Annotated in this window: 22 protein-coding genes; 14 read left to right on the top strand and 8 right to left on the bottom strand. The window is 65.4% G+C overall.

Annotated elements, in window-relative coordinates:
- Positions 1–268 precede the first annotated feature (268 nt).
- The gene (locus WC729_RS24480; RefSeq protein WP_372857070.1) at positions 269–1843 is read left to right on the top strand and encodes an alpha-N-arabinofuranosidase; all 1575 of its coding nucleotides are present in this window, start codon (positions 269–271) and stop codon (positions 1841–1843) included.
- 77 nt (positions 1844–1920) lie between these two features.
- On the opposite strand, the gene WC729_RS24475 is transcribed toward WC729_RS24480, so the two are convergent.
- A complete protein-coding gene (locus WC729_RS24475; protein WP_372857069.1) occupies positions 1921–2478 on the bottom strand; it encodes a TetR family transcriptional regulator in 558 nt (185 codons plus the stop codon).
- A gap of 150 nt (positions 2479–2628) precedes the next feature.
- Between WC729_RS24475 and WC729_RS24470 the strand changes: the two genes are divergently transcribed.
- The 3 genes from WC729_RS24470 (at position 2629) to WC729_RS24460 (ending at position 5308) form a co-directional block, all read left to right on the top strand.
- On the top strand, positions 2629–3192 hold the full coding sequence (locus WC729_RS24470; protein WP_372857068.1) for a DUF1579 domain-containing protein: 564 nt from the start codon (positions 2629–2631) through the stop codon (positions 3190–3192).
- Between the two features lie 10 nt (positions 3193–3202).
- Entirely contained in the window at positions 3203–3991 is a 789-nt protein-coding gene (locus WC729_RS24465) for an NIPSNAP family protein (protein WP_372857067.1), read from the top strand.
- Positions 3992–4450: 459 nt separating this feature from the next.
- Positions 4451–5308, top strand: coding sequence for a hypothetical protein (locus tag WC729_RS24460; protein ID WP_372857066.1), 858 nt, complete (start codon positions 4451–4453; stop codon positions 5306–5308).
- A gap of 103 nt (positions 5309–5411) precedes the next feature.
- Here the strand turns inward: WC729_RS24460 and WC729_RS24455 are convergent, their stop codons facing one another.
- Positions 5412–6083, bottom strand: a complete 672-nt coding sequence (locus WC729_RS24455) for a hypothetical protein (RefSeq protein ID WP_372857065.1) — start codon at positions 6081–6083, stop codon at positions 5412–5414.
- A gap of 602 nt (positions 6084–6685) precedes the next feature.
- A complete protein-coding gene (locus WC729_RS24450; protein ID WP_372857064.1) occupies positions 6686–8194 on the bottom strand; it encodes a YifB family Mg chelatase-like AAA ATPase in 1509 nt (502 codons plus the stop codon).
- A 127-nt stretch (positions 8195–8321) separates the two neighbouring features.
- On the opposite strand from WC729_RS24450, the gene WC729_RS24445 reads away from it, so the two are divergent.
- From WC729_RS24445 to WC729_RS24410, 8 genes are all read left to right on the top strand, one after another.
- Entirely contained in the window at positions 8322–8603 is a 282-nt protein-coding gene (locus tag WC729_RS24445) for a hypothetical protein (protein WP_372857063.1), read from the top strand.
- An 87-nt stretch (positions 8604–8690) separates the two neighbouring features.
- Complete coding sequence (gene rpmH, locus WC729_RS24440) at positions 8691–8825, top strand: 50S ribosomal protein L34 (protein ID WP_010162954.1); 135 nt, start codon at positions 8691–8693, stop codon at positions 8823–8825.
- Positions 8822–9148 (top strand): ribonuclease P protein component, encoded by a 327-nt coding sequence (gene rnpA, locus WC729_RS24435; RefSeq protein ID WP_372857186.1) that lies wholly within the window; start codon positions 8822–8824, stop codon positions 9146–9148. The genes rpmH and rnpA overlap by 4 nt, the downstream gene beginning before the upstream one ends.
- 61 nt (positions 9149–9209) lie before the next feature.
- On the top strand, positions 9210–9422 hold the full coding sequence (gene yidD, locus WC729_RS24430) for a membrane protein insertion efficiency factor YidD (RefSeq protein WP_372857062.1): 213 nt from the start codon (positions 9210–9212) through the stop codon (positions 9420–9422).
- 45 nt (positions 9423–9467) lie between these two features.
- Positions 9468–11174, top strand: a complete 1707-nt coding sequence (gene yidC / locus WC729_RS24425; RefSeq protein ID WP_372857061.1) for a membrane protein insertase YidC — start codon at positions 9468–9470, stop codon at positions 11172–11174.
- A 3-nt stretch (positions 11175–11177) separates the two neighbouring features.
- Entirely contained in the window at positions 11178–11819 is a 642-nt protein-coding gene (yihA, locus tag WC729_RS24420) for a ribosome biogenesis GTP-binding protein YihA/YsxC (RefSeq protein ID WP_372857060.1), read from the top strand.
- A gap of 74 nt (positions 11820–11893) precedes the next feature.
- Positions 11894–13024, top strand: coding sequence for a zinc-binding dehydrogenase (locus WC729_RS24415; RefSeq protein WP_372857059.1), 1131 nt, complete (start codon positions 11894–11896; stop codon positions 13022–13024).
- Between the two features lie 55 nt (positions 13025–13079).
- Entirely contained in the window at positions 13080–13748 is a 669-nt protein-coding gene (locus WC729_RS24410) for a glutathione S-transferase family protein (protein ID WP_372857058.1), read from the top strand.
- Between the two features lie 410 nt (positions 13749–14158).
- Here the strand turns inward: WC729_RS24410 and WC729_RS24405 are convergent, their stop codons facing one another.
- Complete coding sequence (locus WC729_RS24405) at positions 14159–14626, bottom strand: cupin domain-containing protein (protein WP_372857057.1); 468 nt, start codon at positions 14624–14626, stop codon at positions 14159–14161.
- A gap of 10 nt (positions 14627–14636) precedes the next feature.
- On the opposite strand from WC729_RS24405, the gene dapE reads away from it, so the two are divergent.
- On the top strand, positions 14637–15788 hold the full coding sequence (dapE, locus tag WC729_RS24400) for a succinyl-diaminopimelate desuccinylase (protein ID WP_372857056.1): 1152 nt from the start codon (positions 14637–14639) through the stop codon (positions 15786–15788).
- Between the two features lie 109 nt (positions 15789–15897).
- On the top strand, positions 15898–17040 hold the full coding sequence (locus WC729_RS24395) for an SET domain-containing protein (protein ID WP_372857055.1): 1143 nt from the start codon (positions 15898–15900) through the stop codon (positions 17038–17040).
- A 3-nt stretch (positions 17041–17043) separates the two neighbouring features.
- Here WC729_RS24395 and WC729_RS24390 read toward each other — a convergent pair whose 3' ends face one another.
- The 4 genes from WC729_RS24390 to grpE all read right to left on the bottom strand — a co-directional run bounded on the left by WC729_RS24390 (position 17044) and on the right by grpE (position 23276).
- The gene (locus WC729_RS24390; RefSeq protein WP_372857054.1) at positions 17044–20400 is read right to left on the bottom strand and encodes a PAS domain-containing protein; all 3357 of its coding nucleotides are present in this window, start codon (positions 20398–20400) and stop codon (positions 17044–17046) included.
- 100 nt (positions 20401–20500) lie between these two features.
- Positions 20501–21724, bottom strand: a complete 1224-nt coding sequence (locus WC729_RS24385; RefSeq protein ID WP_372857053.1) for a threonine synthase — start codon at positions 21722–21724, stop codon at positions 20501–20503.
- Positions 21721–22728: a hypothetical protein gene (locus WC729_RS24380; RefSeq protein WP_372857052.1), complete on the bottom strand. Its 1008-nt coding sequence runs from the start codon at positions 22726–22728 to the stop codon at positions 21721–21723. Before WC729_RS24380 ends, WC729_RS24385 begins: the two co-directional genes overlap by 4 nt.
- Positions 22725–23276, bottom strand: a complete 552-nt coding sequence (gene grpE, locus WC729_RS24375) for a nucleotide exchange factor GrpE (RefSeq protein ID WP_372857051.1) — start codon at positions 23274–23276, stop codon at positions 22725–22727. The genes WC729_RS24380 and grpE overlap by 4 nt, the downstream gene beginning before the upstream one ends.
- Positions 23277–23295: the final 19 nt, after the last annotated feature.

Below are 23295 nucleotides of genomic sequence, written 5' to 3'. Positions count from 1 at the left end.
AGTCAATCGCAGGAGAAAGGAATCCGAACCGATCCGGTGAGAATTGTGAACAGAAAATCGCGTATTCTGGTTACTCCGGCGATTACCAACACGGGCACTTGCGGGCGCCCTCGAGGCGCTTCGCAGGTTTATCGTCTTGTAGGAGTTAAGACCGTATAGATTCCGTCTCTCTAAGCCTGAGAGCGAGCCTGAAGTGCGCCACGCCTCCCCTTGCGATCCTATATGATCCTGTGTACTTGTCGGACAATAAGACAGGGAGAGGAATGTCATGAAAAAGGGCTTTGTTGCCGCGCTGTTGGCGTGCGCATGTATCGGGCTGGCACCTTCCCTCGCCCAATCACCGCCCGCAGCGCCGGCGGCGACTCTCACGGTCCATGCCGACCAGCCCGGTCCGAAGATCGATCGCCGCATCTTCGGCCAGTTCGCCGAGCATCTCGGCACCGGCATCTATGGCGGCGTCTGGGTCGGCCCGAATTCGAAAATCCCCAACACGCGCGGCATGCGCAACGACGTCGTCGCCGCGCTGAAGGCGCTGCAGGTCCCCGTGGTGCGCTGGCCCGGCGGCTGCTTCGCCGACGAATATCACTGGCGCGAAGGCATTGGCCCGCGCGCCCAGCGCCCGACCAAGGTCAACACCCATTGGGGCGGCGTGACCGAGGACAATGCGTTCGGCACGCATGAATTCATGGATTTCGCCGAGCAGATCGGCTCCGAAGTCTATGTCTCGGGCAATGTCGGCAACGGCACGCCGGCGGAGATGGCCGAGTGGGTCGAATATATGACCGCGCCTGCCGGCAGCCTCGCCGATCTGCGCGCGAAGAACGGCCACAAGGCGCCGTGGAAGCTCGAATGGTTCGGCCTCGGCAACGAGCTATGGGGCTGTGGTGGCAATATGCGTCCCGAATATGCCGCCGATGTCACCAAGCGCTACTCGACCTTCGTCAAGCTGCCCAAGGACACCAAGACGATGAAGATCGCCAGCGGCGCGACGCACAATGCGGAGCCCTGGGCGGAATATAACTGGACCGAAGTGATGATGCGCGAGGCCGCGAGCGAGATCGACGGCACCGGCGTGCATTATTACACCTTCCCCAGCCGCCGGAATCCCAAGGGATCGGCGACCGATTTCGACGAGGAATCCTGGGCCCGCGTGCTCTCCAAGACCTTGCTGATGGACGGCTATCTCGACGGCCATGAGAAGATCATGGACAAATACGACCCGTCAGGCCGCAAGATCCTGGCGGTCGACGAATGGGGCACCTGGTACGATCCGACGCCGGGCAGCAACCCGGGCTTCCTGCAACAGCAGAACACGCTGCGCGATGCAGTTGTCGCCGCGCTCAACATCAACATCTTCGCCAAGCATGCGAAACGTGTGAAGATGGCCAATATCGCGCAGATGGTGAACGTGCTCCAGGCGATGATCCTGACCGACGGCCCGAAGATGGTGCTGACGCCCACCTATCATGTGTTCGAGATGTACAGGCCCTTCCAGGACGCGACCTTCGTGCCGATCGAGCTCAAGTCGAGCTGGTACAACAAGGATCAATGGGCGATCCCGGCGGTCAGCGCTTCCGCCGCGCGCGGCACTGACGGCCATCTCTACATCGCCCTGGTCAACGTCGATCCCAACCGGGCCGCATCGGTCTCGGCGACCCTGACCGGCATCACCGGCACGAGCGTCACCGGCCGCATCCTGACCGCGACGACGATGCAGGCCCATAACGACTTCGCCGCGCCCGACGCGGTCAAGCCGGCGGCGTTCGGCGGCGCGCAGCTCGCGAGCGGCGTGCTGAACGTCAGCATCCCGGCCAAATCAGTGGTGATGCTGAAAGTGCAATGAGGCACTGGGGGCGCCCTCAAAAAGGGGTCAGAGTGAATTTTTGCCGCCCGTCGCCCAGCGGGCACTGGCGGAGCAACTCAGCCTGCTAGCGAAAGCCGCCCCTCCACTGCCCTGAGCGCGATCAGCAGCGGCTCCGGCGTCTGCTCCACCTTCGCCACCGACATGGCGCCGGAATAGGCCGCGACGACCAGCGTCGCCAGATCGCGCGCCTCGTCCGCCTCGCGACCCTCGCCGACAAGCCGGCGGGCGATCGCCCCGCGCCATTCCTCGAAGATCGGCTGAAGCGCCGCGCGGAAATCCGCATCGGCAAAGGCGAGCTCCGCCGCAAGATTGTTCGCCGGACACCCCCGCACGAACCCCTGTTCCCGCAGGCCATCCGCGACGAGGTGGAAGGCGGCACGCACCCCGGAAACGGCATCCCGCGCCTCCTCGACCGGACGAATCCACGCCTCGCGCACCGACTCCGCGATCCGGTCCGTCACCACGCTCAGGCCGAGTTGCTTCTTCGACACGAAATGATGGTGCAGCGCGCCCGCCGTCACCCCGGCCGCCCGCATCACCTCCTGCACCGACGTGTCGTGATACCCCTTGCGCAGGAACAGGTCAGCGGCCGCATCGAGGATTCGCGCCCGCATTGCCGCCGGATCGTTGATGCGTCGCCGCGGCGGCCTTTTCTGTCCCGTCATGCGCCCGATCATACACGTCGCCTCATGGTCTCCACAACCATCTTGACAACAGACGGGTCAACCTGTTTGTTGCGTTAGTCGAATCAGGAAGCGATCGGGATGACGATGAATCGAAGGGAGATCATGCTGGCCGGCACGGCGCTTTGGCTGGCGGGCCAGCCGCAACCGGTGCCTGCCATGGGCCCGGAAGATGCGTCGAGCGCCGGCGCGCGCGCCTTCGACTTCCTCCACGGCGCTTGGAAGGTCACGCACCGGAAGCGTCGCAAGCGCCTGGCGGGCGACAATGACTGGTTCAGCTTCCCCGGCGACCTCACCGTGTCCCCGATCCTCGCCGGCCTCGGCAATTTCGACGACAACCGCCTCGCAGATCCGGGCGGCGCCTATCAGGCGCACTCGCTGCGGATCTTCAATCCCGCCACCGGCCTCTGGTCGATCTGGTGGCTCGATTCACGCTTCCCCGCGCTCGACGCGCCGGTGGTCGGCCGCTTCGACGGCGCAAAGGGCAGCTTCTTCGTTGACGACAACCTCGATGGCCGCCCGATCCACGTCCGCACCACCTATGAGCCGCTGAGCGATCGCACCGCGCAATGGACCCAGGCCTTTTCGCCCGATGCCGGTGCGAGCTGGGAGGTCAACTGGATCATGGATTTCACCCGGGCATGAGGATGATGCGATGCAGCTTTCGAGGCGCGCACTGATGGGCGCAGCACTTGGCGCAGCCGCCGCCGGCACCCACGCGTTCGGCGCAGAGCCTGCCGAACGAGTGATCGAGCTTCGGCAATACAAGATCGTCCATGGCAAGCGCGACGCCATGATCGCCCTGTTCGAGCGCGAGTTCGTCGACAGCCAGGAAAAGCTCGGCATCCGGCTGATCGGCCAGTATCGCGATCTGGACGATCCCGATCGTTTCACCTGGGTGCGCGAATTTCCCGGCATGGCTGCCCGCGCCGAGGCGCTGAACGCCTTTTATTTCGGGCCGGCGTGGCAGGCGCATCGCGCCGAGGCCAACCCGATGCTCGACGACAACGACAATGTCCTGTTGCTGCGACCCGCTGCGGCGGGAACCGGCTTCGGCCCGGCCGAGCGCCGCGAGGGCGCCGGCACGCCGGGCATCATGGTCGCGACGATCCACTATCTCTGGAAGGAGCCGACCGAAGGCTTTGCCGCCTTCTTCCAGGCGACGATGCGGCCGCTGCTGGAGGCCGCGGGCCTTCCGGTCATCGCTGCCTTCGTGCCCGAGCGAGCCGCGAATAATTTCCCCCGTTTGCCCATCCGCGAGGGCGAGAAACTGTTCGTGTGGTTCACCCGCGCCGGGGACGAGACCTCCCATGCTCATGCCGTTGCGCAGCTGGGCCAATCGACCGCATGGAGAGCCTCGGTCACACCGTTGCTCGACGATTTCGAGGAACGGCCGGCGCAGATATTGCACCTGAAGCCCACGCCGGGATCGCGTTTCCGCTAGGGCAAAACCCGGTCGGCAGGCACAGCCCCCTCCCCGTTCGGCCCCGGACTTGATCCGGGGTTGGCGAAGCCTTGCTGCAGCGGCTACGCGCGCTTCCCGGCGGGGGCGATACCCGCTTGGCCAACGAACTAGCCGCCCATTGATCTGAGGGAGGTTGTCCGTGCGTTGTCACCCGAGTTCAGAAAATCGCCCGCCTCACAAACTCTCGAAATGAACTTCGTCCAAAATGGATACTTGCGAATCCTTCGTCTCAAAAAATACCTTACCCCTTTGAAATATTACCTTCTGCTCTCAAGCATTAACAATATCATTCTTCTATATGAAATTTCTTGATCTCCCCTATATATCGCTACCGACCTGAGCCAACCGGGCAATGGACTCCAAGAGATATCGACCTTAGCTTACCCGATGCAATATTTACCGTTCACCTCATTGAACGATGCATGGGAGGGTAAAGACATGGCCGCGCAGACTCCGCCACCCGACACCGAGTCCATGGAACTTCCGGATGCAGCTCACCGCGTCCCCCCTGAATTGATCATGCCGGCTCCGGGCGCTTCGCAGGATCAGCAGATCGTCGAGCTCAGGGAACTGACACGCTCGTTAATGGTAGCCGTGCAGTCCATGCAGGCGCAGGCGTCGCGGAACGCCGTCTTCCAGGACGCCATTGCGGACGTCAAATCGGCGACGCGCGCAATGATGACGGCGCCCGCCGGCACTCCTGCCGTTCGTCAGAACCCCAACGGGACAGTGTCGCCGGATGCGGCTCATGGCGAATGCGGCTGCTCATCTTGCATCAGCGACGATTGTTGCTGTTTCGAGATCGTGCTCGAAAAGATCAGGGGCATCCAGCCGCAGGGCCTGTTGGAACCGGCAGATGCCGGAGACACTACCCTGCCGCTGCCGACGATCAACGAACTCGAGGTGCGACTGTTCGTGTCGATCGACAATATCGGGGTCCTCATCCCCAGCCTGTCGACGACGATGGGTGTGCGCGTGCCAAGCATCCTTGCGGGTGGCGGGCCAGGGCTGTGGATGCCGATCGGCGCAGTGGTCGGCCGGGTCAATGTGCGCAAGGGCACCACGGAGACGTTCACGTTCGAGATACAGGGCGCCGAGATCGACGAAGGCGCTGAACGCGTCCTTGGCTTCAAGGACGAGCATGGCGCAGCGACGGGCTCGATCACGCTTGATTGCTGCTCGGCGAAAATCTATCCGCCGATGCCGACCGATCTGAGCTTCGACCAGGGCGGTATCGGGGGCGGGCAGCCGGGCGCGATCTCACTTGCCTTCTTCGCGAGACGGGTATGCTGCTAGCCGGGTAAAGGGACGAACGGGTCGCTGCGCCTAGGTTATTTCCAGACGCGCCACCTCGAACGAGAACGGGCGGCGGAACCCATGAGCCCCGCCGCCCCGCACATCATTCCATGCGCTCGCTGTAGCATTTCTCCCGTGCCTTTTCCTGCTTCTTGCTCGGCAACGCCGCAGCCTCCGCCTTGCACTGGCCGAGCGGCGTGCTCCCCTCCGATGCAGCCATGGCGGCAGCGCCATCATAGGACGACGCCAGGTGACCATCGGCCGTGAACGGCACGCTCGAATACACATGCGTCATCAGTTCGCGGCCCATCGGAAGACGGGCGCGCTTGCCGGTGATGAATCCGGCGAACACGCCGATGGCGATGATGCCGACGCCGGTCGCAACCGTATTGCCTTCACCTTCCTGCCGATACGTACCCGAAATCGGCACACGCTGCCCGTCCAGATCGAGGTGACTCAGCAGGAACTCGATCTTGCCGGACTTGCCGAACGCGCCCTTGCCGGTCCGCCAGGTGATTTCGCCCGTTGCGTGCGTGCCGCGCGGGATGACCACCGTGTTGCCGACCTTGACGTCTTCCAGCACCGTCAACGGAAAGGTGTCGCCCTGGCGGTGCGTGCTGCTGTTCACTTCCTCGGAAACCACCAGCTTGAACGGAACCCCGTCGTTCAGCGTGAGCAGCCCGTCTGCAGCGGCAGCTGATGTCGGCGCCGGGGCCGCGGCAGTCTGCACCGGCGCCGTCTGCGCATAGACAGGCATATGGATGAGCGCGGCCACAGCCGCGCCAGCAAGAATTTTCTTCATGAGACCCCCTCCAGGCGGCGGCAATAATCGCCGCGCCATCCGGAAGGTTAGTCAAGATTCTGGAAACCCGCAACATTTCCAGGTTCCGATTTCAACTATCGCCGAACTTTTGATCGGCACTCCTTTGCGCTCATCATACGCGCGCCTCACAGTAAGGGGGCTGTCGCATGCATGGCAAAGACCCCTCGCCGCTCGATTCAACCGACAATGGTACTTCGGCTATCCTGTGCTGTTGCCCCTGCCGCGATGACGCGGTGCATCCCGGGGGCGGCAGTATAAGACCGAGGCCCGATATGCGCACGATGAAAAGTCCCAATGCCAATCGACCGATTCTCATAATTGCGCAACTATCCGCCGATTTTCCGAGCCTATTCCTTCACCTTACCGACGACGATCCACGCCGCGAACGCCGCATATCGCGCGTGAATAGCGATGCTCGTCATCACCGTTCAAGTAAGGTTGCGAAAAATTGTGGGTCGACGTTGGCTCTCAAGCTCGACCTTTTACTGTCGAGATCAAAGTATCGCGACGACCGCTTTACTTGCGCGCATTCCAACACCGTCCCGGCGCGCCCCTCAATTACGCGGCGCCTGCCGCCTGTAACTCAGCGCCTCCGCCACATGAATCCGCCCCACTCCCTCACTCCCCGCCAGATCGGCGATGGTCCGCGCCACGCGCAGGATGCGGGTATAGCCGCGCGCGGACAGCCGCATCGCCTCCGATGCCTGGGCAAGCAGCTTGCGGCCCGCCTCGTCCGGCGTCGCCACCGCTTCCAGCAGCACCCCGTCCACTTCGGCATTGGTGCGGATCGGATGATCGGCATAGCGCGCGCCCTGGATCGCCCGCGCAGAGGCGACGCGCGCGGCGACTTCCTTCGATCCTTCCGCCGGCGGCGGCAGCACGAGATCGGCGGCACTCACGGCCTGCACCTCGACATGCAGATCGATCCGATCGAGCAGCGGCCCCGAGACCTTGGTCTGATAGTCCGCGGCACAGCGCGGCGCGCGCGAACAGGCGAGCGACGCATCGCCGAGATGCCCGCACCGGCACGGGTTCATCGCCGCGATCAGCTGGACGCACGCCGGAAAGGTCACATGCGCATTGGCCCGCGCGACGCTGACGGTGCCGGTCTCCAGCGGCTGGCGCAGCGAATCGAGCACCGCGCGCTGGAATTCCGGCAGTTCGTCGAGGAACAGCACGCCGAGATGCGCCAGGCTCACTTCGCCCGGCTTCACTTTCAGCCCGCCCCCGACCAGGGCCGCCATCGACGCCGAATGATGCGGCGCGCGGAAGGGCCGTGTCCGGGTCAGCCGTCCGCCGCTCAGCGTGCCGGCGACGCTCGCCACCATCGACACCTCGAGCGCCTCGGCCGCATCGAGCGGCGGCAGGATACCCGGCAGGCACGCCGCCATCAGCGATTTGCCGGCGCCCGGCGGGCCGACCATCACCATATTATGCCCACCCGCCGCCGCGATCTCGAGCGCTCGCTTGGCGGTCTCCTGCCCCTTCACCTGCGCCAGATCGGGGCCGAAACCCGCCTCTTCCACCTCGCCCGGCTGCGGCGCGGAGAGCAGGCCATGTCCCTTGAAATGATTGAGCAGCGCGAGGATGTCGGGCGCGGCGAGCACCTGCACGCCCGCTGCCCAGGCCGCTTCCGATCCCTGCGCTGCGGGGCAGACCAGCCCCTTGCCGATCTCCGACGCATGCAGCGCCGCCAGCAACACGCCGGGCGAGGAAGCTACCCGCGCATCCAGACCGAGCTCGCCCACCACGACATAGTCAGCCAGCGTCTCGGCATCGACCACGCCCATCGCCCCCAGCAAAGCGAGCGCGATCGGCAGGTCGAAATGCGATCCTTCCTTGGGCAGGTCCGCGGGCGAAAGGTTCACCACGATGCGCTTGGGCGGCAGCGACAGGCCCATCGCCGCGATCGCCCCGCGCACCCGCTCGCGGCTCTCCGCCACTGCCTTGTCGGCCAGCCCCACCACGTTGAACGCCGGCAGCCCGGGGATGAGCTGGACCTGCACTTCGACGGCACGCGCCTCGAGCCCGAGATACGCCACCGTCGATACGCTCGCGACCATAATGCCCCCGACTGCCCCCGAAGAACGTTGGTCATACGCAATTTTGTCCGGGAAGGAACCGTCCCCTCCCGACGAGAACAGGAACAGTGTCTTGTCAAACCAACACACCGCACCCACATCCTCTCCCATGCGTACGACTCGCCATCCGACGATCCGCTTCTGCCTCTTCTGGCTCGGCGTCCTGCTGGTGATCGCGACGCCGCTGGTCGGCATCATCCCCGGTCCCGGCGGCGTGTTCGTGTTCGCGGGCGGGCTGGCGCTGATGCTGCAAAACTCGCACTGGGCGAAACGACGCTTCGTGCACACCAAGCGCCGCTGGCCGAAGCTCGGCCACTATGCCGATATCGGCCTGCGCCGCGCGAGCGCGCGCCGTCGCCGCGAACGCGACCGGGCGCCCCTCGAACGTTGACTAAGCTGCACTCTTTGCCTAAGGGCACCCGCTACGAGGCCGTCCGCGTGGCGGCCCTTTTCTATTCAGACGACCAGGGAATGAACGATGAAGCGGACCTTTCAGCCGAGCAATCTGGTGCGCGCGCGCCGGCACGGTTTCCGGTCGCGGATGGCGACTCCGGGCGGCCGCAACGTGATTCGCGCTCGCCGCAATCGCGGCCGCAAGAAGCTGTCGGCCTGACGACTCTTCGCATCCGCCGCGATTTTCTCGCGGCGAATGCGGGAAAACGCGCGCCGATGCCGGGCTTCGTCCTGCTGGTGCGCGATCGCGACGACGGCGATCCGTCGATGCGAATCGGGTACACCGTCACCAAGAAGATCGGCAATGCGGTCGTGCGCAACCGCATGAAGCGCCGCCTGCGCGCGCTCGCCCGCGATCTGCTGCCCGAATCGGGCATTCGCGGCGCGGACCATGTGCTGATCGGGCGCAACGGCGGCATCGAACGCGACTTCGCGCAGCTCCGTGCCGATCTCGCCAAGGCGCTGACGAAGGTGGCGCGGTGACAATCCCCACGCCTGTCATGCCGGAACACTTCCGGAGCGACGGCTTGGCGGGTTCCGCACCATGCTGACCCGCCTCCTCATCGCCCTGGTCCGTTTCTGGCAGATCGGCCCATCCGCCATCCTGCCGCCCAGCTGTCGCTATCAGCCGACCTGTTCAAGCTATGCAATCGAGGCCCTTCGCCGCTATGGCGCGCTGAAGGGCGGGTGGCTGGCGGCAAAACGGATCGGACGGTGCCATCCCTGGGGCGGGTTCGGTCACGATCCGGTTCCCTGAAGCAATGCAAGACCAGACGCCTATCATGAGCGGGACATCACTCACGTGAATAACGACAACAAGAATTTCATCCTGTTCGCGGTGTTCGCCGCGCTTGTCCTGTTCGGCTGGCCGATCGTGACGGCGAAGTTCTTCCCGGCGGCCAACCCGCCGGTCACCAAGATGGTGGACGGCAAGAGCAAGGTCGTCCCTGCCCCCGGCACCAGCCCGGCTGCAGAGGGCGCCGCCGCGGTGCGCGACCTCAAGACGGTGCTGGCCGAGACCCCGCAGCGCGTGCAGATTCAGACGTCGAAGCTGCACGGCTCGATCAACCTGAAGGGCCCGCGCATCGATGATCTGGTGCTGGTCAACTACAAGGAAACGATCGCCAAGGATTCGGCACCGATCCGCCTGCTCTCCCCAGCCGGGTCGCCCGAGGCCTATTTCGCCGGCTTCGGCTGGCGCGACGATGGCCTGAAGCCGCCGAGCGCCGACACCGTCTGGACCGCGAGCAGCCCGATCCTGGCGCCCGGCAAGCCGGTGACGCTCGACGCCGCCAACGCTCAGGGCCAGCATTTCCGCATCGAGATCTCGGTCGACGACGATTACATGTTCACCATCCGCCAGACCGTCGCCAACAACGGCGCGGGCGCGGTGCCGGTCGCGACCTACGGCCTGGTCAACCGGACGGGCGTGTTCAAGGATCCCGATACCTGGACGGTGCAGATCGGCCCGATGGCGGTCTATAACGGCAAGGCCGATTACGGCATCAACTTCAGCGACGTCGACAAGGCACCGGAAAAGTTCACCACCACCTCGGGCTGGCTCGGCTTCACCGACAAATATTGGCTGACCGCACTCGTCCCCGACAAGGCGCAGGCGTTCGACGGCCAATTCCGCGCCGGTGCCAACAAGGCGTACCAGGCCGATTACGCGATCAACCCGAAGCTGCTTCAACCCGGGCAGCAGGTGACCCAGACCTCGAACTTCTTTGCCGGCGCGAAGGAAGTGCGCCTGCTCGATCGCTATACCGACAAGCAGGGCTTCACGATGCTCGACTACGGCATCGACTGGGGCTGGTTCCGCATCGTCGAGAAGCCGATCTTCTATTATCTCGACTGGCTGTTCTGGCTGGTCGGCAATTTCGGCGTCGCGATCATCCTGCTGACCATCACGATCCGCGGCCTGATGTTCCCGATCGCCCAGCGCCAGTTCGCCTCCATGGCCAATATGCGCGCGATCCAGCCCAAAATGAAGGCGCTGCAGGAGAAGTACAAGGACGACAAGCCGCGCCAGCAGCAGGAAATCATGGCGCTGTACAAGGCGGAGAAGGTCAACCCGCTCGCGGGCTGCCTGCCGACCTTCCTGCAGATCCCGATCTTCTACGCGCTGTACAAGGTGCTGCTGCTGACGATCGAAATGCGCCATCAGCCCTTCGTGCTGTGGATCAAGGATCTGTCGGCGCCCGATCCGGCGACCATCCTCAACCTGTTCGGCTATCTGCCCTTCACCTTGCCGCATTTCCTGGCGATCGGCGTGATCCCGGTGCTGCTCGGCATCTCGATGTATTTCCAGTTCAAGCTGAACCCGGCCCCGATGGACGAGGCGCAGAAGCAGGTCTTCGCGCTGATGCCCTGGGTGCTGATGTTCGTCATGGCGCCGTTCGCGGTCGGCCTGCAGATCTACTGGATCACGTCCAACACCCTCACCATCCTCCAGCAGCGCCTGCTCTATGCGCGGCATCCGGGGATGAAAGAGGCGATCGCGAAATGACCCATGGCTGATCCCTTCACCCCCGAACTGATCGAGGCCGCGCGGAAGACCTTCGCCGGCCCGGTCGCCTTCCTCAAATCCGCGCCCAAGCTGGAATTCCTGCCGGACGCGACCGTACCCGAGGTCGCGTTCGCCGGCCGCTCCAACGTGGGCAAGTCCTCGCTGCTCAACGCGCTGACGGGTCGCAATGCACTCGCCCGCACCTCGAACACACCGGGCCGCACGCAGGAGCTGAACTTCTTCGACGTGGGCGATCCCCTCGCTTTCCGGCTCGTCGACATGCCCGGTTACGGCTTTGCCAAAGCGCCCAAGGACATCGTCAAGAAATGGCGTTTCCTGGTGAATGACTTCCTGCGCGGCCGGCAGGAACTGAAGCGCGCTTTGGTGCTGATCGATGCACGCCACGGCATCAAGGAAGTCGATCGCGAGATCCTCGAAATGCTCGACAAGGCCGCGGTCAGCTATCGCATCGTCCTGACCAAGGCCGACAAGATCAAGCCGACCGAACTCGCCGAGGTCGCCGCGCAGACTGCCGATGAAGTCCGCAAGCGCCCCGCCGCGCATCCGGATATCCTGGAGACCTCGAGCGAGACTGGCCTCGGCATCCCGGAACTGCGCGCGGCGGTGATCGAAGCAATCGGCTAAGACGGCGACAATTCCCCCTCGCGTCGATTCAACTTCCGTTGCATATCGCTACCCATAAAAATGGGAGAGACGCGATGACCATCACCACCGGCCTGCAGATCAGCTCGCTGATCACCCCCGAAGGCGAGCTGCGCCTCACGCTGGACGATGTCGCGATTCCCGCGCCCGGTGCCGACCAGATAGTCGTACGCATGGAGGCCTCGCCGCTCAACCCGTCCGATCTCGGTCTGCTTCTCGGTCCGGCCGACCTGACGACGATCGCCGCCAGCGGCCCCGCCGACCGCCCGGTCGTCACCGCGTCGGTCAACCCCGCTTTCCTGCCCTCGCTTCAGGCGCGGATCGGCGAGGCCATGGCGGTCGGCAATGAAGGCGCCGGCGTGGTGGTCGATGCGGGCGACGACGCGAAGCACCTGATCGGCCGCACCGTCGCGATCCTCGGCGGATCGATGTATTCGCAATATCGCGTCATGCGTGCCGCCGAGGCACTGGTCCTGCCCGAGGGCACCACATCGGCCCAGGGCGCTTCCTGCTTCGTCAACCCGCTGACCGCGCTTGCCATGGTCGAGACGATGCGCGCCGAGGGCCACACCGCGCTGGTCCACACCGCCGCTGCCTCCAATCTCGGCCAGATGCTCAACCGCATCTGCATCGCTGACGGCGTGCCGCTGGTGAACGTGGTGCGCAGCGAAGCCCAGGCGACAATCCTGACCGATATCGGCGCCAAATATGTCGTCGACAGCACCGCGCCCGATTTCCGCAACAAGCTGATCGATGCACTGATGGAAACCGGCGCGACGCTTGCCTTCGACGCCGTCGGCGGCGGCCCGCTGGCCGGGCAGCTGATCGCCGCGATGGAAGTCGCCGCGACGCGGAAAATGACGTCGTACAGCCGCTACGGTTCGACCACGCACAAGCAGGTCTATATTTACGGCGTGCTCGATACGCGCCCGACCGAGATCGGCCGCAACACCGGCATGGCCTGGGGCGTGGGCGGTTTCCTGCTCACCTATTTCCTGATGAAGGCCGGGCAGGAAACCGGCCAGCGCATGCGCGTGCGCGTCGCCGCCGAGCTGACCACTACGTTTGCGAGCCATTACACCTCGGAAATCTCGCTCGCCGAGGCGCTGCAGCCCGACACGATCGCCGCCTATGCGCGGAAAGCGACCGGCGAGAAGTTCCTGATCAACCCCAGCAAGGGCCTGTAACACCGCGTCGGGCGCGGGAGTTGCCGCCCGCGCCCGGCCCGTCTATCCACCCCGCATGCTCAAGCTCATCATCGGCAACAAGGCCTATTCCTCCTGGTCGCTGCGCGGCTGGCTCGCCTGCAAGCAGTCGGGACTGCCGTTCGAGGAAGTGGTCGTGCCGCTCTACGACGCCGACTGGGACAAGCGCCGCGAGGGCGACGAGTTCGCCCCCTCCTCGGGCAAGGTGCCGATCCTGTGGGACGGCGACGCCGTGGTGTGGGACAGCCTGGCGATCATCGAATATCTCGCCGAAAAGACCGAACGGTCGAAATTCTGGCCCGAGGACGACACCGCCCGCGCCATGGCCCGCTCGATGGCCGCGGAGATGCACTCCAGCTTCACTGCGCTCCGCCGCAAGCACAGCATGAACGTCCGCCAGGTCTTCCCGCCCAAGCGCCCCGACGACGATGTGCTCGCCGATATCGGCCGCATCATGGAACTCTGGGCCCAGGCCCGCGCTCGCTTCGGCGGCACCGGCAAGTTCCTGTTCGGCGAGTTCGGCGCAGTCGACATGATGTACGCGCCAGTGGTGACCCGCATCGTCACTTACGGCCTGCCGATCGCCCGCTTCGCCACCGGCTATATGGACGCGGTGCTGCAGCACCCCTTCATGCAGGACTGGATCGCCGGCGCGCAGGAGGAGGAATGGGTGATCGAGCAGTTCGAGCAGCCGACTTCGGCGTAGCGAAGTCGGCCCGGCGCAGGCCGGGCCCAGGATCAAAAGGCGCCGACGATCGATTCAACCGCGGTGCCAACGCGTGCATGATCCGAATCGCGCGGACCAGCACGCTCTTTCTCATGACGGTCGAAATCTCAGCGTTCTCCCGTCCCGGTTATTTTCAACTCCGCTCCCTGTTACGGCGCGCCGCTCCCTGTTATGGGCGCGCCGCTCCCTGTTATTTCCAACAGGCCTCCCTGTTAAGGCATAACAGGGAGAGCATCATTATCTATCTGAAAGACAACGTAGAATCTTCTTAAACGAGCCTAAAACGGTACCGAAACCGGCGAAAACAAAAATCTTCCCTGTTCCTTCCCTGTTATCGGCCAGGAACAGGGAGGCCGCGGCGGTCAAGCGCAAAGCCTCACGCCGCCACATCACGACGAATCCGCCTCACGCACAAAGTCACGCCCGTCCTTGCGACGAAAGCCTTTCCCCGCGAACAGATGCATGTCGATGTCCGGGTAATGGCAATCGGTATCAGAGGGCCGCCCGACCGCGACAAATACGCAAGCGCTGTCGCTGCGATTCTGTAGCACATGCCCGTTGCCGTCATTCTTCGGAAACGCCGCGCAGTCGCCTGCGCGCAACACCGTCTCGCCGTCATTGTCGACCAGCACCGCCTCACCCGCGATCATCACCAGAAACTCGTCCTCCCCCTCATGCCAGTGCCGCTGCGACGACCATGCGCCCGGCTTCAGGGTGACATGGCTTGCCCCGAAATCCTTCAAACCGGACGCCGGCGCGAGGCGGCGGTACCAGCGGCCTTGGACTTTCTCGGAATGTGGCGGCGGATAGCCGGTCGCGTTGGTCTGCGGGATTGAATCGAGATCGAGCTTGGGCAATGCCACCTCCATGGATGCTGAAACCAGATTGCCCGATGTCGTCGCGCTGACCAAGGCGTTGATCGCCTGCGAGAGCGTGACCCCCGCACAAGGCAGCGTGTTCGACGTGCTTGAAGCCGCGCTCGTTCCGCTCGGCTTCCATGTCGACCGCTTCATTGTCGGCGAGGCACCGGATGGCCCGGTCGAGAACCTGCTCGCGGTGCGCGGCAGCGGCAGTCCGCATTTTGCCTTTGCCGGGCATCTCGACGTGGTGCCGCCCGGCGCCGGCTGGACCAGTGGTGCGTTCGAGCCTGATATCCGCGGCGGCCTGCTCCACGGGCGCGGCGCGGTCGACATGAAGGGAGCGATCGCTGCCTTCGTCGCCGCACTGGGGCGGGCGCCCGCGATGGGGACGCAAAGCCTGATCATCACTGGTGACGAGGAAGGCCCCGCGATCTTCGGCACGCGCGCGCTGATCGATCGCATGGGCGAACGCGGCCTGAAGCCAGACTTCTGCCTGGTAGGCGAGCCCACCTCCGTCGCGCGGCTCGGCGACATGATCAAGATCGGCCGGCGCGGCTCGGTCAACATCTGGATCGACGTGCCCGGCCGGCAGGGCCATGTCGCCTACCCCCATCTTGCCGACAATCCGATCCCGAAGCTGGTCGCGATCCTGGCCGAGATCGACGCGATCGTGCTGGACCAGGGCAATGACTGGTTCCAGCCCTCCAATATCGAAGCGACCGACATCACCGTCGGCAATCCCGCGACCAATGTGATCCCGGCGCACGCCTCGGCCCGGCTCAGCATCCGCTACAACGACCTGCACAAGGGCGACGATCTCACCGCACGGATCGAGAAGATCGTCCACCGCCACGCCCCCGGGGCGACGATGATCGCGCGCGTCTCGGGCGATGCCTTCCTGACCGCCCCGGGCGCGCTCTCGACCCTGATCGGCGACGCGATCGAGGCGCGGCAGGGCATCCGGCCGGAGCTGTCGACCACCGGCGGGACTTCCGACGCGCGCTTCCTGTCGGCACTCTGCCCCGTCGTCGAATTCGGCCTGATCAACGCGACGATGCACAAGCTCGACGAAGCGGTGGCGATCGACGACCTGATCGCACTGACTGATATCTACGCCGATATCATCGGCCATATCGGCACCTCGAAAAGCACCAGTTAAGCGATTCAGATGACTCGCGATTCCCCGCGACTCGTGGTGACTCCTAGGTTTTTATAGACGGGAGTCGCGCGCCCGCGTAATGTTCGTTTAACCATAACGGTAACCGGACATGCTCATCGAACCCTGGTTCATTGTCGCGATCGTCTGCAGCCTGGGGGGGTATGCCGTTTATCTGACCGGCCTGCGTCGTCAGTTGGTGCAGCCCAATCGAGCCTCCTGGCTGATCTGGAGCGCGGCAACCGCGGTCGAGGCCGGTACTTATGCGGCCGTCAATCCGGGTGCGCTGCAAAGCTGGGTGTTCGCCCTCGCCTCGATCGCCTGCATCATCGTCACGATCGGCATCTGGCGCCGCTCCAACTGGGCCGCACCGTCGCGCGGCGAGATGATCTGCATGGCCGCCTGCCTTGCCGCGCTCATCGTCTGGATCGTCTCCAGCAACGCCTTCTGGGCGCATATGCTCGTCGTCGCCGCCGTGCCGGTCAGCTTCTGGCCGACCTGGGAAAGCGTCTGGCAGGATCGTACCCGCGAGCGCTCGCCCGCCTGGGGCCTGTGGACGGTCGGCGATCTCGCCACCCTGATCGTCGCGACCCGCAGCGGCGATCAGCATGTCGGCGAATATGCCTATCTGTTCGTCGAGCTGGCCTGCCACGCCAGCGTCTGGTTCATGGTCGGCCTCGCCACGATCAACCCGCTGCGCTCGCTGGGCTTCCGCAACGGCCGCTTCTACATTCTCGACGCGTACAGCCCCGCCGCGAACCTCTTCGCGGTCGGCGAGACGCATCTCGGCAAGACGGTCTATGCCGCGCTTGGCTTTGCCGAGGGCGACACGATCATCCGCTTCACCGGCCGCCGCTTCCGCGCTGATCGCGTGCCCAGCCTGATGCGCGGATCGAGCGACCGCTTCGTCCAGGTCACACCCGATCATTATATGGGTCCGTCCGGCCGGATCGATGATCTGATCAACCATAGCTGCGCGCCCAATGCCGGCCTGCGCTTCGCGGTGGACGGCGTGTTCTTGGTGGCGGTGCGCGACATCGCGCCGGGCGAGGAGATCGCCTGGGATTATTCGACGACACTCAAGGAATCGAACTGGCACATGATCTGCCAGTGCCGCAGCCCGGACTGCCGCCGCGTGATCGGCAATTTCGAAACCCTGGCACCGGAACGGCAGGAATGGTTCCGCGCCCGCAACCTGGTCGCGCCCTACCTCCGGCGGAAGGATATGGTCGAGAAGCACGACCGGGCGGCCTGACCGTCAAGCCCGCGCGATCATATCCCTGATCCGCGCCGCCAGCGCCTCCATCGAGAACGGCTTGGTCACCAGCTCCATCCCCGCATCGAGCGGGCCATCACCCACCACCGCATTCTCCGCAAACCCGGTGATGAACAGCACCGGTATGCCCGGCCGCGCTGCTCGCGCCGCGTCCGCCACCTGCCGGCCGTTCATCCCGCCGGGCAGGCCGACATCGGTCACCAGCAGGTCGATCCGCGCGTCCGATTGCAGCACGGCCAGCGCTTCCGGCCCGTCGCCGGCCTCGATCGCGGCATAGCCCAGCTCGCCGAGGATCTCGGTTACCAGCATGCGTACGGCCGGCTCATCGTCGACGACGAGAACTGCCTCGCCCCGGTTGCTGCGCGGCGCCTCGCGCGATCCGCCCGCCTGGCCGTCATCGTCGACCGCGCCGTCATAGCGCGGCAGATAGAGGCACATGGTCGTGCCCTGCCCGACCACCGACTGAATCCGCACCTGCCCGCCCGATTGCCGCGCGAAGCCATAGATCATGGAGAGGCCAAGCCCGGTGCCCTGCCCCATCGGCTTGGTCGTGAAGAAGGGATCGAACGCCCGCGCGATCACCTCCGCGGTCATGCCGGTGCCAGTATCTTCGACGCATAGCGACAGATAGGGTCCGGGCGTCAGGTCGCGCTCCTGCGCCGCCTTGTCGTCAAGCAGGACGGTGCCGGTTTCGATCGTCAGCCTGCCCCCGTCGGGCATCGCGTCGCGCGCGTTGATGCACAGGTTGAGCAGCGCGTTTTCGAGCTGATTGGGATCGACCAGGGTCGGCAGCGACCCCACCGCGCTGGCCACCTCGACCTGAACGCCCGGCCCCACCGTGCCGCGGATCAGATCCTCCATCCCAGCGACCAGCCGGTTGATGTCGATCGGCTTTGGGTCGAGCGGCTGGCGCCGGGCAAAGGCGAGCAGCCGGTGAGTCAGCGCAGCAGCCCGCCCCGACGCGGTCTGCGCCACGCCGATATAGCGCGACAGATCGGCGACCCGGCCCTGCTTCAGCCGCATCTGCATCATCTCCATCGCGCCCGAGATGGCGGTCAGCAGATTGTTGAAGTCGTGCGCCAGCCCGCCGGTGAGCTGGCCGACCGCTTCCATCTTCTGTGCCTGACGCAGCCGATCCTCCAGCTCGCGCTGGCGGGTGACATCGACGCCCACACCGATCGCCGTCTCAGGCATGCCCTGCGCGTCGAGCACGATATGGCTGCGCGTCATGATCCAGCGGATCGAGCCGTCGGGCCTGAGCAGGCGGTATTCGATCTCGCCATCGTCAGTCGCCTCGCGGGCATCGGCGATCGACTTCATCACCTTGGCGAGATCGTCGGGATGGATGCGCGCCAGCACCTCCGCCATCTTCGCGCCGTTCGACTGTTGCGAGGCGTCGAAACCATAGAGCGCAGCGAAGCTCGCATCGCTGTTGAAGCGATCGGCTGCCACGTCATAGGTCCACACCCCGACGCCATCCATCGCCTCCAGCACCAGCCGGGTCCGCTCCTCCGCCGCGAGCAGCACTTCCTGCCGGCGCCGCTCGTCGGTCACGTCGCGCGCGGTGGCGTAGATCCGGCCTTCCGCGAAATTCCCCCGCCACGAGAGCGTGCGATACTCGCCGTCCCGGGTTCTGAACCGGTTCTCGAAACCGGAAATGGCTTCGCCCTGGGCGATCCGGGCGACCAGCGCCCGCGACCGCTCGACATCGTCGGGGTGGAGCATCCAGGCCGAGCGCTTGCCGATGATCTCTTCTGCCGGCCAGCCGAGCATGCGCGTCCAGGCGGGGTTGACGCTCTGCCAGATGCCATCCGCATCGGCGACGCCAAGCAGATCCTGGCTTACATCCCAGATCCGGTCACGCTCGGCGGTACGATCGGCGACTTCCCCGGCAAGGCTCTCGTTCACTGCGCGCAGCCGTGCGGTGGCCCGCACCCGCGCCACCGCGTCCCAACATAGCTGCGCCACTTCCTCGACCAGCGCGATCTCGCCCGGTGTCCAGGCACGCGGCTCGGCATGGCTCAGATAGAAGCCCGCCTCCCACCGCCCCTCGCGAATCAGCGGCACGCTTACCCCGGCGCGCGATCCGGTCGCGTCCAGCGCTTCGTCCGCGGGGCGCAACGCATCGGTCGGCGCACCGAAGACGAGCGTTCGACCGGCGCGGATCACCGTGCCTAGCTCGGTGCCGAAGCTGGCCGACGGGACCGATCCGGTCAGCGGCGGCAAGCCACCCGCCCAGCACGCACCATACTGGATGATGCTGTCGTCGATCACCTGGAAGAAGCCCGCGCGGTGGACCTTGAGCCGGCGTCCCACGGCCTCGGCGGTGAGCTGCATCACATCGTCGGGGTCCTGCTGCGCACGTTGCCGCTCGACCAGCGCCAGGATGAACTCGCGCTCGTCCTTGGCATGGCGCAGCGCCGCCTCGCTCCGTTTCGCCTCGGTGATATCGAGTGTGACGCCGGAGAAGCGCTGCGGCCGTCCGTCCGGGCCGTTGCGGCTGCGCCCCTGCACGGCCAGCCAGCGCTCGGTGCCGTCGGGAAGCGCCAGGCGATATTCGGTCGAAACCGCGCTTTCCTGGACGAACGCCGCCTGCATCACCTGGCTGAACGGCAGATAATCGTCCGGGTGGATATGCACGATATAGGCGGAGGCGGGCGCCCCTTCCCGCGCGAGACGGGGATCGACGCCGTAGAGCCGGGCCATCCGCTCGTCGCCCACGAGGATGTCGCTGGCCAGATCCCATTCCCACGTGCCGACATTGCCCGAGGCCTCGAGCGCCATGGTCAGCCGCTCCTCGCTCGCGCGTAGCGACGCCTCCGCCAGCGCCTTGGCGGTCATGTCATGGCCCTGGCTCATCACGCCCAGCACGACGCCATTCTCGTCGCGGATCGGGGAGATGCTGTAGGTCCACCAGGTGTCGGTCAGCACGCCGTGCAGGACCATCGGAATACGCTGGTTCGATCTCGAATAGCCTTCGCCTGTCGCGAATACGCCTTCGAGCTGCGGGCCGATCAGGTGCCAGCTATCGTAACGGACTTCGGCGGCAGGCCGGCCGAGCGCCCAGGGATGGCGATCCGCCGTCACCTTCGCCGAAGCGTCGTTGTAGAGCAGGCGAAGCTCCGGTCCCCAATAGAGCGCGATCGGGAAGCTGGAATGGAGACACAGGCTGACCGCGACCTTGATTGCCAATGGCCAGTCCTGCGGAGGCCCGAAGACATGGTCCGACCAGTCGAAACTGCGGATTCGCTCGCCCATCTCCCCGCCGCCGTCAAGGAAGCCGAGCGCGGGCGTCACCGCCGGGCCGGTACGCGCGTCAGGGACGGAAGCCTTGGGCATCGAGCCTCGATCTGCACCGCAGCCGGCAGGTCCGGCCATGGCCTCCCGTGAGCACTAGCCCCGCCCCTGTCAACACGGCCGCCACCCCCCGGAAGGCGAGTCAGAGCGCAGCCAGGTCGATCTCCGCATGCCGGTCGATCGTGTCGTTCGCCTCGGGCATCGGGTATTTCAGGCCCGTCGCGCAATTGAACAGGACGGTGCGTTCGTCCTCGTCGACCAGCCCGGTGCGGAGCGCCTCCTTGTACGCCGCGAGCGTCGCGCCGCCTTCGGGGCAGAGCAGCAGCCCGTCCTTCTTCGCGGCATCGTCCACTGCCTTGAGGATCGCCGGATCGCCCACTGCCATCGCCTGCCCGCCGCTCTCTCGCACCGCGCGCAGGATCAGGAAGTCGCCGACTGCCTTCGGCACGCGGATGCCCGCCGCGACCGTCGCCGCATCCTCCCAGCGCTCGGCATGCTCGACACCCTCATCGAACGCCCGGACGATCGGCGCACAGCCCGAGGCCTGCACCGCGAACATGCGGGGCCGCTGCGAACCGATCCAGCCGAGCTTCTCCAACTCGTCGAACGCCTTCCACATGCCGATCAGTCCGGTGCCGCCGCCGGTCGGGTAGAAGATCGCATCAGGCAGCTTCCAGCCGAACTGGGCGGCCAGCTCCAGCCCCATCGTCTTCTTGCCCTCGATCCGGTACGGCTCCTTGAGGGTCGAGAAGTCGAACCACAGCCCTTCCGCCGCGCCTTTGCCGACGATCGCGCCGCAATCGTCGATCAGCCCGTTGACGCGGTAGACGCGCGCGCCCTGCAGCGCGATCTCGCGCACGTTGATCTCGGGCGTATCGTCGGGGCAAAAGACGATCGTCTCGATTCCGCAGCGCGTTGCATAGGCAGCGAGCGCAGCACCGGCATTGCCGTTGGTCGGCATCGCGATCTTCGTCACGCCCAGCGCCTTGGCCATCGACACCGCCATGACGAGCCCGCGCGCCTTGAACGATCCGGTCGGCAGCCGCCCCTCGTCCTTGACCAGCACATTCGACCCGCCCGAGCGCGGGATCGGCACGAGCGGCGTCTCGATCTCGCCCAGGCTGACCACGTCGCGCGTGGCGCGTACCGGCAGCAGCTCACGCCAGCGCCACATATCGGTCGGCCGCGCGGCAACCATCGCCCGCGGAATCATCGCACGGAGCATGGCGAGATCGTAGCGCACCAGCAGCGGCCGCCCGACGCGGGACAGGCCTTGGAGGGTGTCGGCCTCGTAGCGCTCACCCGTCATCGAGCATTCGAGATGCGTGACGAAGGTCGGGCGGTCGGTGGTGAGGTTTTCGTTCATTGGCTTCGGACCATTTCAGCGATGCTTTTTGTGACCAAACCGGACAATGCCTCCGGCAGCTTGGGGATTTCCGCGACAGATGCCGAGCGTTGATAATAGCGACTGACCTCGAAGCCGACCCCGAACGCGGCCAAAGCGACCGTTGAATCAGCCTCGATCGTCTCGATCACTGACTGGAGATGGCGCTCCAGATACGTATCGCCATTCTGCATCAGCGTTGAGTCGTCAACCGGCGCGCCGTCGGAGATCACCAGCAACAGCTTGTGCGGTTCGGTACGCACCTTGAGCAGCCCATAGGCCCAGTCGAGCGCTTCGCCGTCGACATTCTCGCGCAGCAGGTCCGGGCGCAGCATCACTTCCCAGTCGCGCTCCAGAAGCGCCGTGCCGAAATTCTGATAGACGATGTGCAGTAGCGCGCAGAGCCGGCCCGGGCGCTCGGGGCGACCGGCCTTCAGCCATTGCTGGCGTGGCTCTCCGCCCTTCCAGCCCAGCGTGGTGAAGCCGAGCAGCGCGGTGTGCAGGCCCATCGCGTGGAGGTTGTCGGCCAGCCACCGCGTCGCGGCCGCGGCGTTGCGCATGCCGTCGCCGCGCATCGACCCGGACTGGTCGACCAGGATGCAGACCGCCCAGTCCTTTGGCGGCGCCACGGCGAGGTCGGCCGCGAGCGCCTGGCGCAGTTGCTCGGAGCGATCGCGCGTATAGGTGGCGAGAATCGCCCGGGATGCGTGGACCGCTTCGGCCCACAGATCGGGATCGCGGAGTGCCCGCGTCTGCGCACCATCCAGGCGATGACCTTCCAGCGCTGCCGGCACGTCCTTCGCCGCCAGAATCCGGTCGTGATCGCGCGCGAAGACGCGGTACGGGTCGCCGATATCCCCGACGGCGACGGTCTTTTCCCGTCGCCATCCGCCCCGCCGGGCCACCAGCCAATAGATCAGCCCACCAATAGAAAGCGGCAGGGCCAGCCTGAGCCATTCGCCCAGATCGACCCCCGCCGGATTCACTCGGGCTTCTTTGCCACCCCGACCAGCGCCGGGCGCAGCAGCCGGTCCTTGATCATGTAACCCGCCTGCATTTCCTGCACGATCGTGCCGACCGGCTTGTCGCTCGGCAGCTCGAACATCGCCTGGTGGAAATTGGGGTCGAGCGTTTCGCCAAGCGTGCTCATCTTCTTGATGCCGTGGCGCTGGAACACTGATTCAAGCTCGCGGCCGGTCGCTTCCAGGCCGGCAACGACGCTCTTCAGCTTCTCGTCGTCGCGCAGCTCGGCCGGGATCGCCTCGAGCCCGCGGGCGAGATTGTCGGCGACCGACAGCAGGTCGCGCGCGAACGCGGTCGCGGCATAGGCGCGCGCATCGACAGCTTCCTTCTCGGCACGGCGGCGGACATTCTGCGCTTCGGCATGAGCATAGAGCAGCGACGATTTCGCCTCGGCCAGTTCGGCCTCGAGCTTCGCCACGCGGTCATGCTCGGCAAGCTCGGGGGCGTCCTGCGCAGTCTCTTCGCGCAGGTCTTCGGCGGTGGGCGTTTCGATCTTTTCGTCTTCGATCATCGTATGTCGCTTCGATCCT

This window comes from Sphingomonas sp., assembly GCF_041661825.1.
GTDB lineage: Bacteria > Pseudomonadota > Alphaproteobacteria > Sphingomonadales > Sphingomonadaceae > Sphingomonas.
The sequence above is the reverse complement of the archived record's forward strand: the minus strand, read 5'-3'. Positions and strand labels throughout refer to the sequence as shown.

Excerpts from the sequence above, each read along its gene's own strand:
- WC729_RS24480 (WP_372857070.1), top strand. The coding sequence starts at position 269 with ATGAAAAAGGGCTTTGTTGCCGCGCTGTTGGCGTGCGCATGTATCGGG.
- WC729_RS24475 (WP_372857069.1), bottom strand. The coding sequence starts at position 2,478 with ATGCGGGCGCGAATCCTCGATGCGGCCGCTGACCTGTTCCTGCGCAAG.
- WC729_RS24470 (WP_372857068.1), top strand. The coding sequence starts at position 2,629 with ATGACGATGAATCGAAGGGAGATCATGCTGGCCGGCACGGCGCTTTGG.
- WC729_RS24465 (WP_372857067.1), top strand. The coding sequence starts at position 3,203 with ATGCAGCTTTCGAGGCGCGCACTGATGGGCGCAGCACTTGGCGCAGCC.
- WC729_RS24460 (WP_372857066.1), top strand. The coding sequence starts at position 4,451 with ATGGCCGCGCAGACTCCGCCACCCGACACCGAGTCCATGGAACTTCCG.
- WC729_RS24450 (WP_372857064.1), bottom strand. The coding sequence starts at position 8,194 with ATGGTCGCGAGCGTATCGACGGTGGCGTATCTCGGGCTCGAGGCGCGT.
- WC729_RS24445 (WP_372857063.1), top strand. The coding sequence starts at position 8,322 with ATGCGTACGACTCGCCATCCGACGATCCGCTTCTGCCTCTTCTGGCTC.
- rpmH (WP_010162954.1), top strand. The coding sequence starts at position 8,691 with ATGAAGCGGACCTTTCAGCCGAGCAATCTGGTGCGCGCGCGCCGGCAC.
- yidD (WP_372857062.1), top strand. The coding sequence starts at position 9,210 with ATGCTGACCCGCCTCCTCATCGCCCTGGTCCGTTTCTGGCAGATCGGC.
- yihA (WP_372857060.1), top strand. The coding sequence starts at position 11,178 with ATGGCTGATCCCTTCACCCCCGAACTGATCGAGGCCGCGCGGAAGACC.
- WC729_RS24415 (WP_372857059.1), top strand. The coding sequence starts at position 11,894 with ATGACCATCACCACCGGCCTGCAGATCAGCTCGCTGATCACCCCCGAA.
- WC729_RS24410 (WP_372857058.1), top strand. The coding sequence starts at position 13,080 with ATGCTCAAGCTCATCATCGGCAACAAGGCCTATTCCTCCTGGTCGCTG.
- dapE (WP_372857056.1), top strand. The coding sequence starts at position 14,637 with ATGGATGCTGAAACCAGATTGCCCGATGTCGTCGCGCTGACCAAGGCG.
- WC729_RS24395 (WP_372857055.1), top strand. The coding sequence starts at position 15,898 with ATGCTCATCGAACCCTGGTTCATTGTCGCGATCGTCTGCAGCCTGGGG.
- WC729_RS24390 (WP_372857054.1), bottom strand. The coding sequence starts at position 20,400 with ATGCCCAAGGCTTCCGTCCCTGACGCGCGTACCGGCCCGGCGGTGACG.
- WC729_RS24385 (WP_372857053.1), bottom strand. The coding sequence starts at position 21,724 with ATGAACGAAAACCTCACCACCGACCGCCCGACCTTCGTCACGCATCTC.
- grpE (WP_372857051.1), bottom strand. The coding sequence starts at position 23,276 with ATGATCGAAGACGAAAAGATCGAAACGCCCACCGCCGAAGACCTGCGC.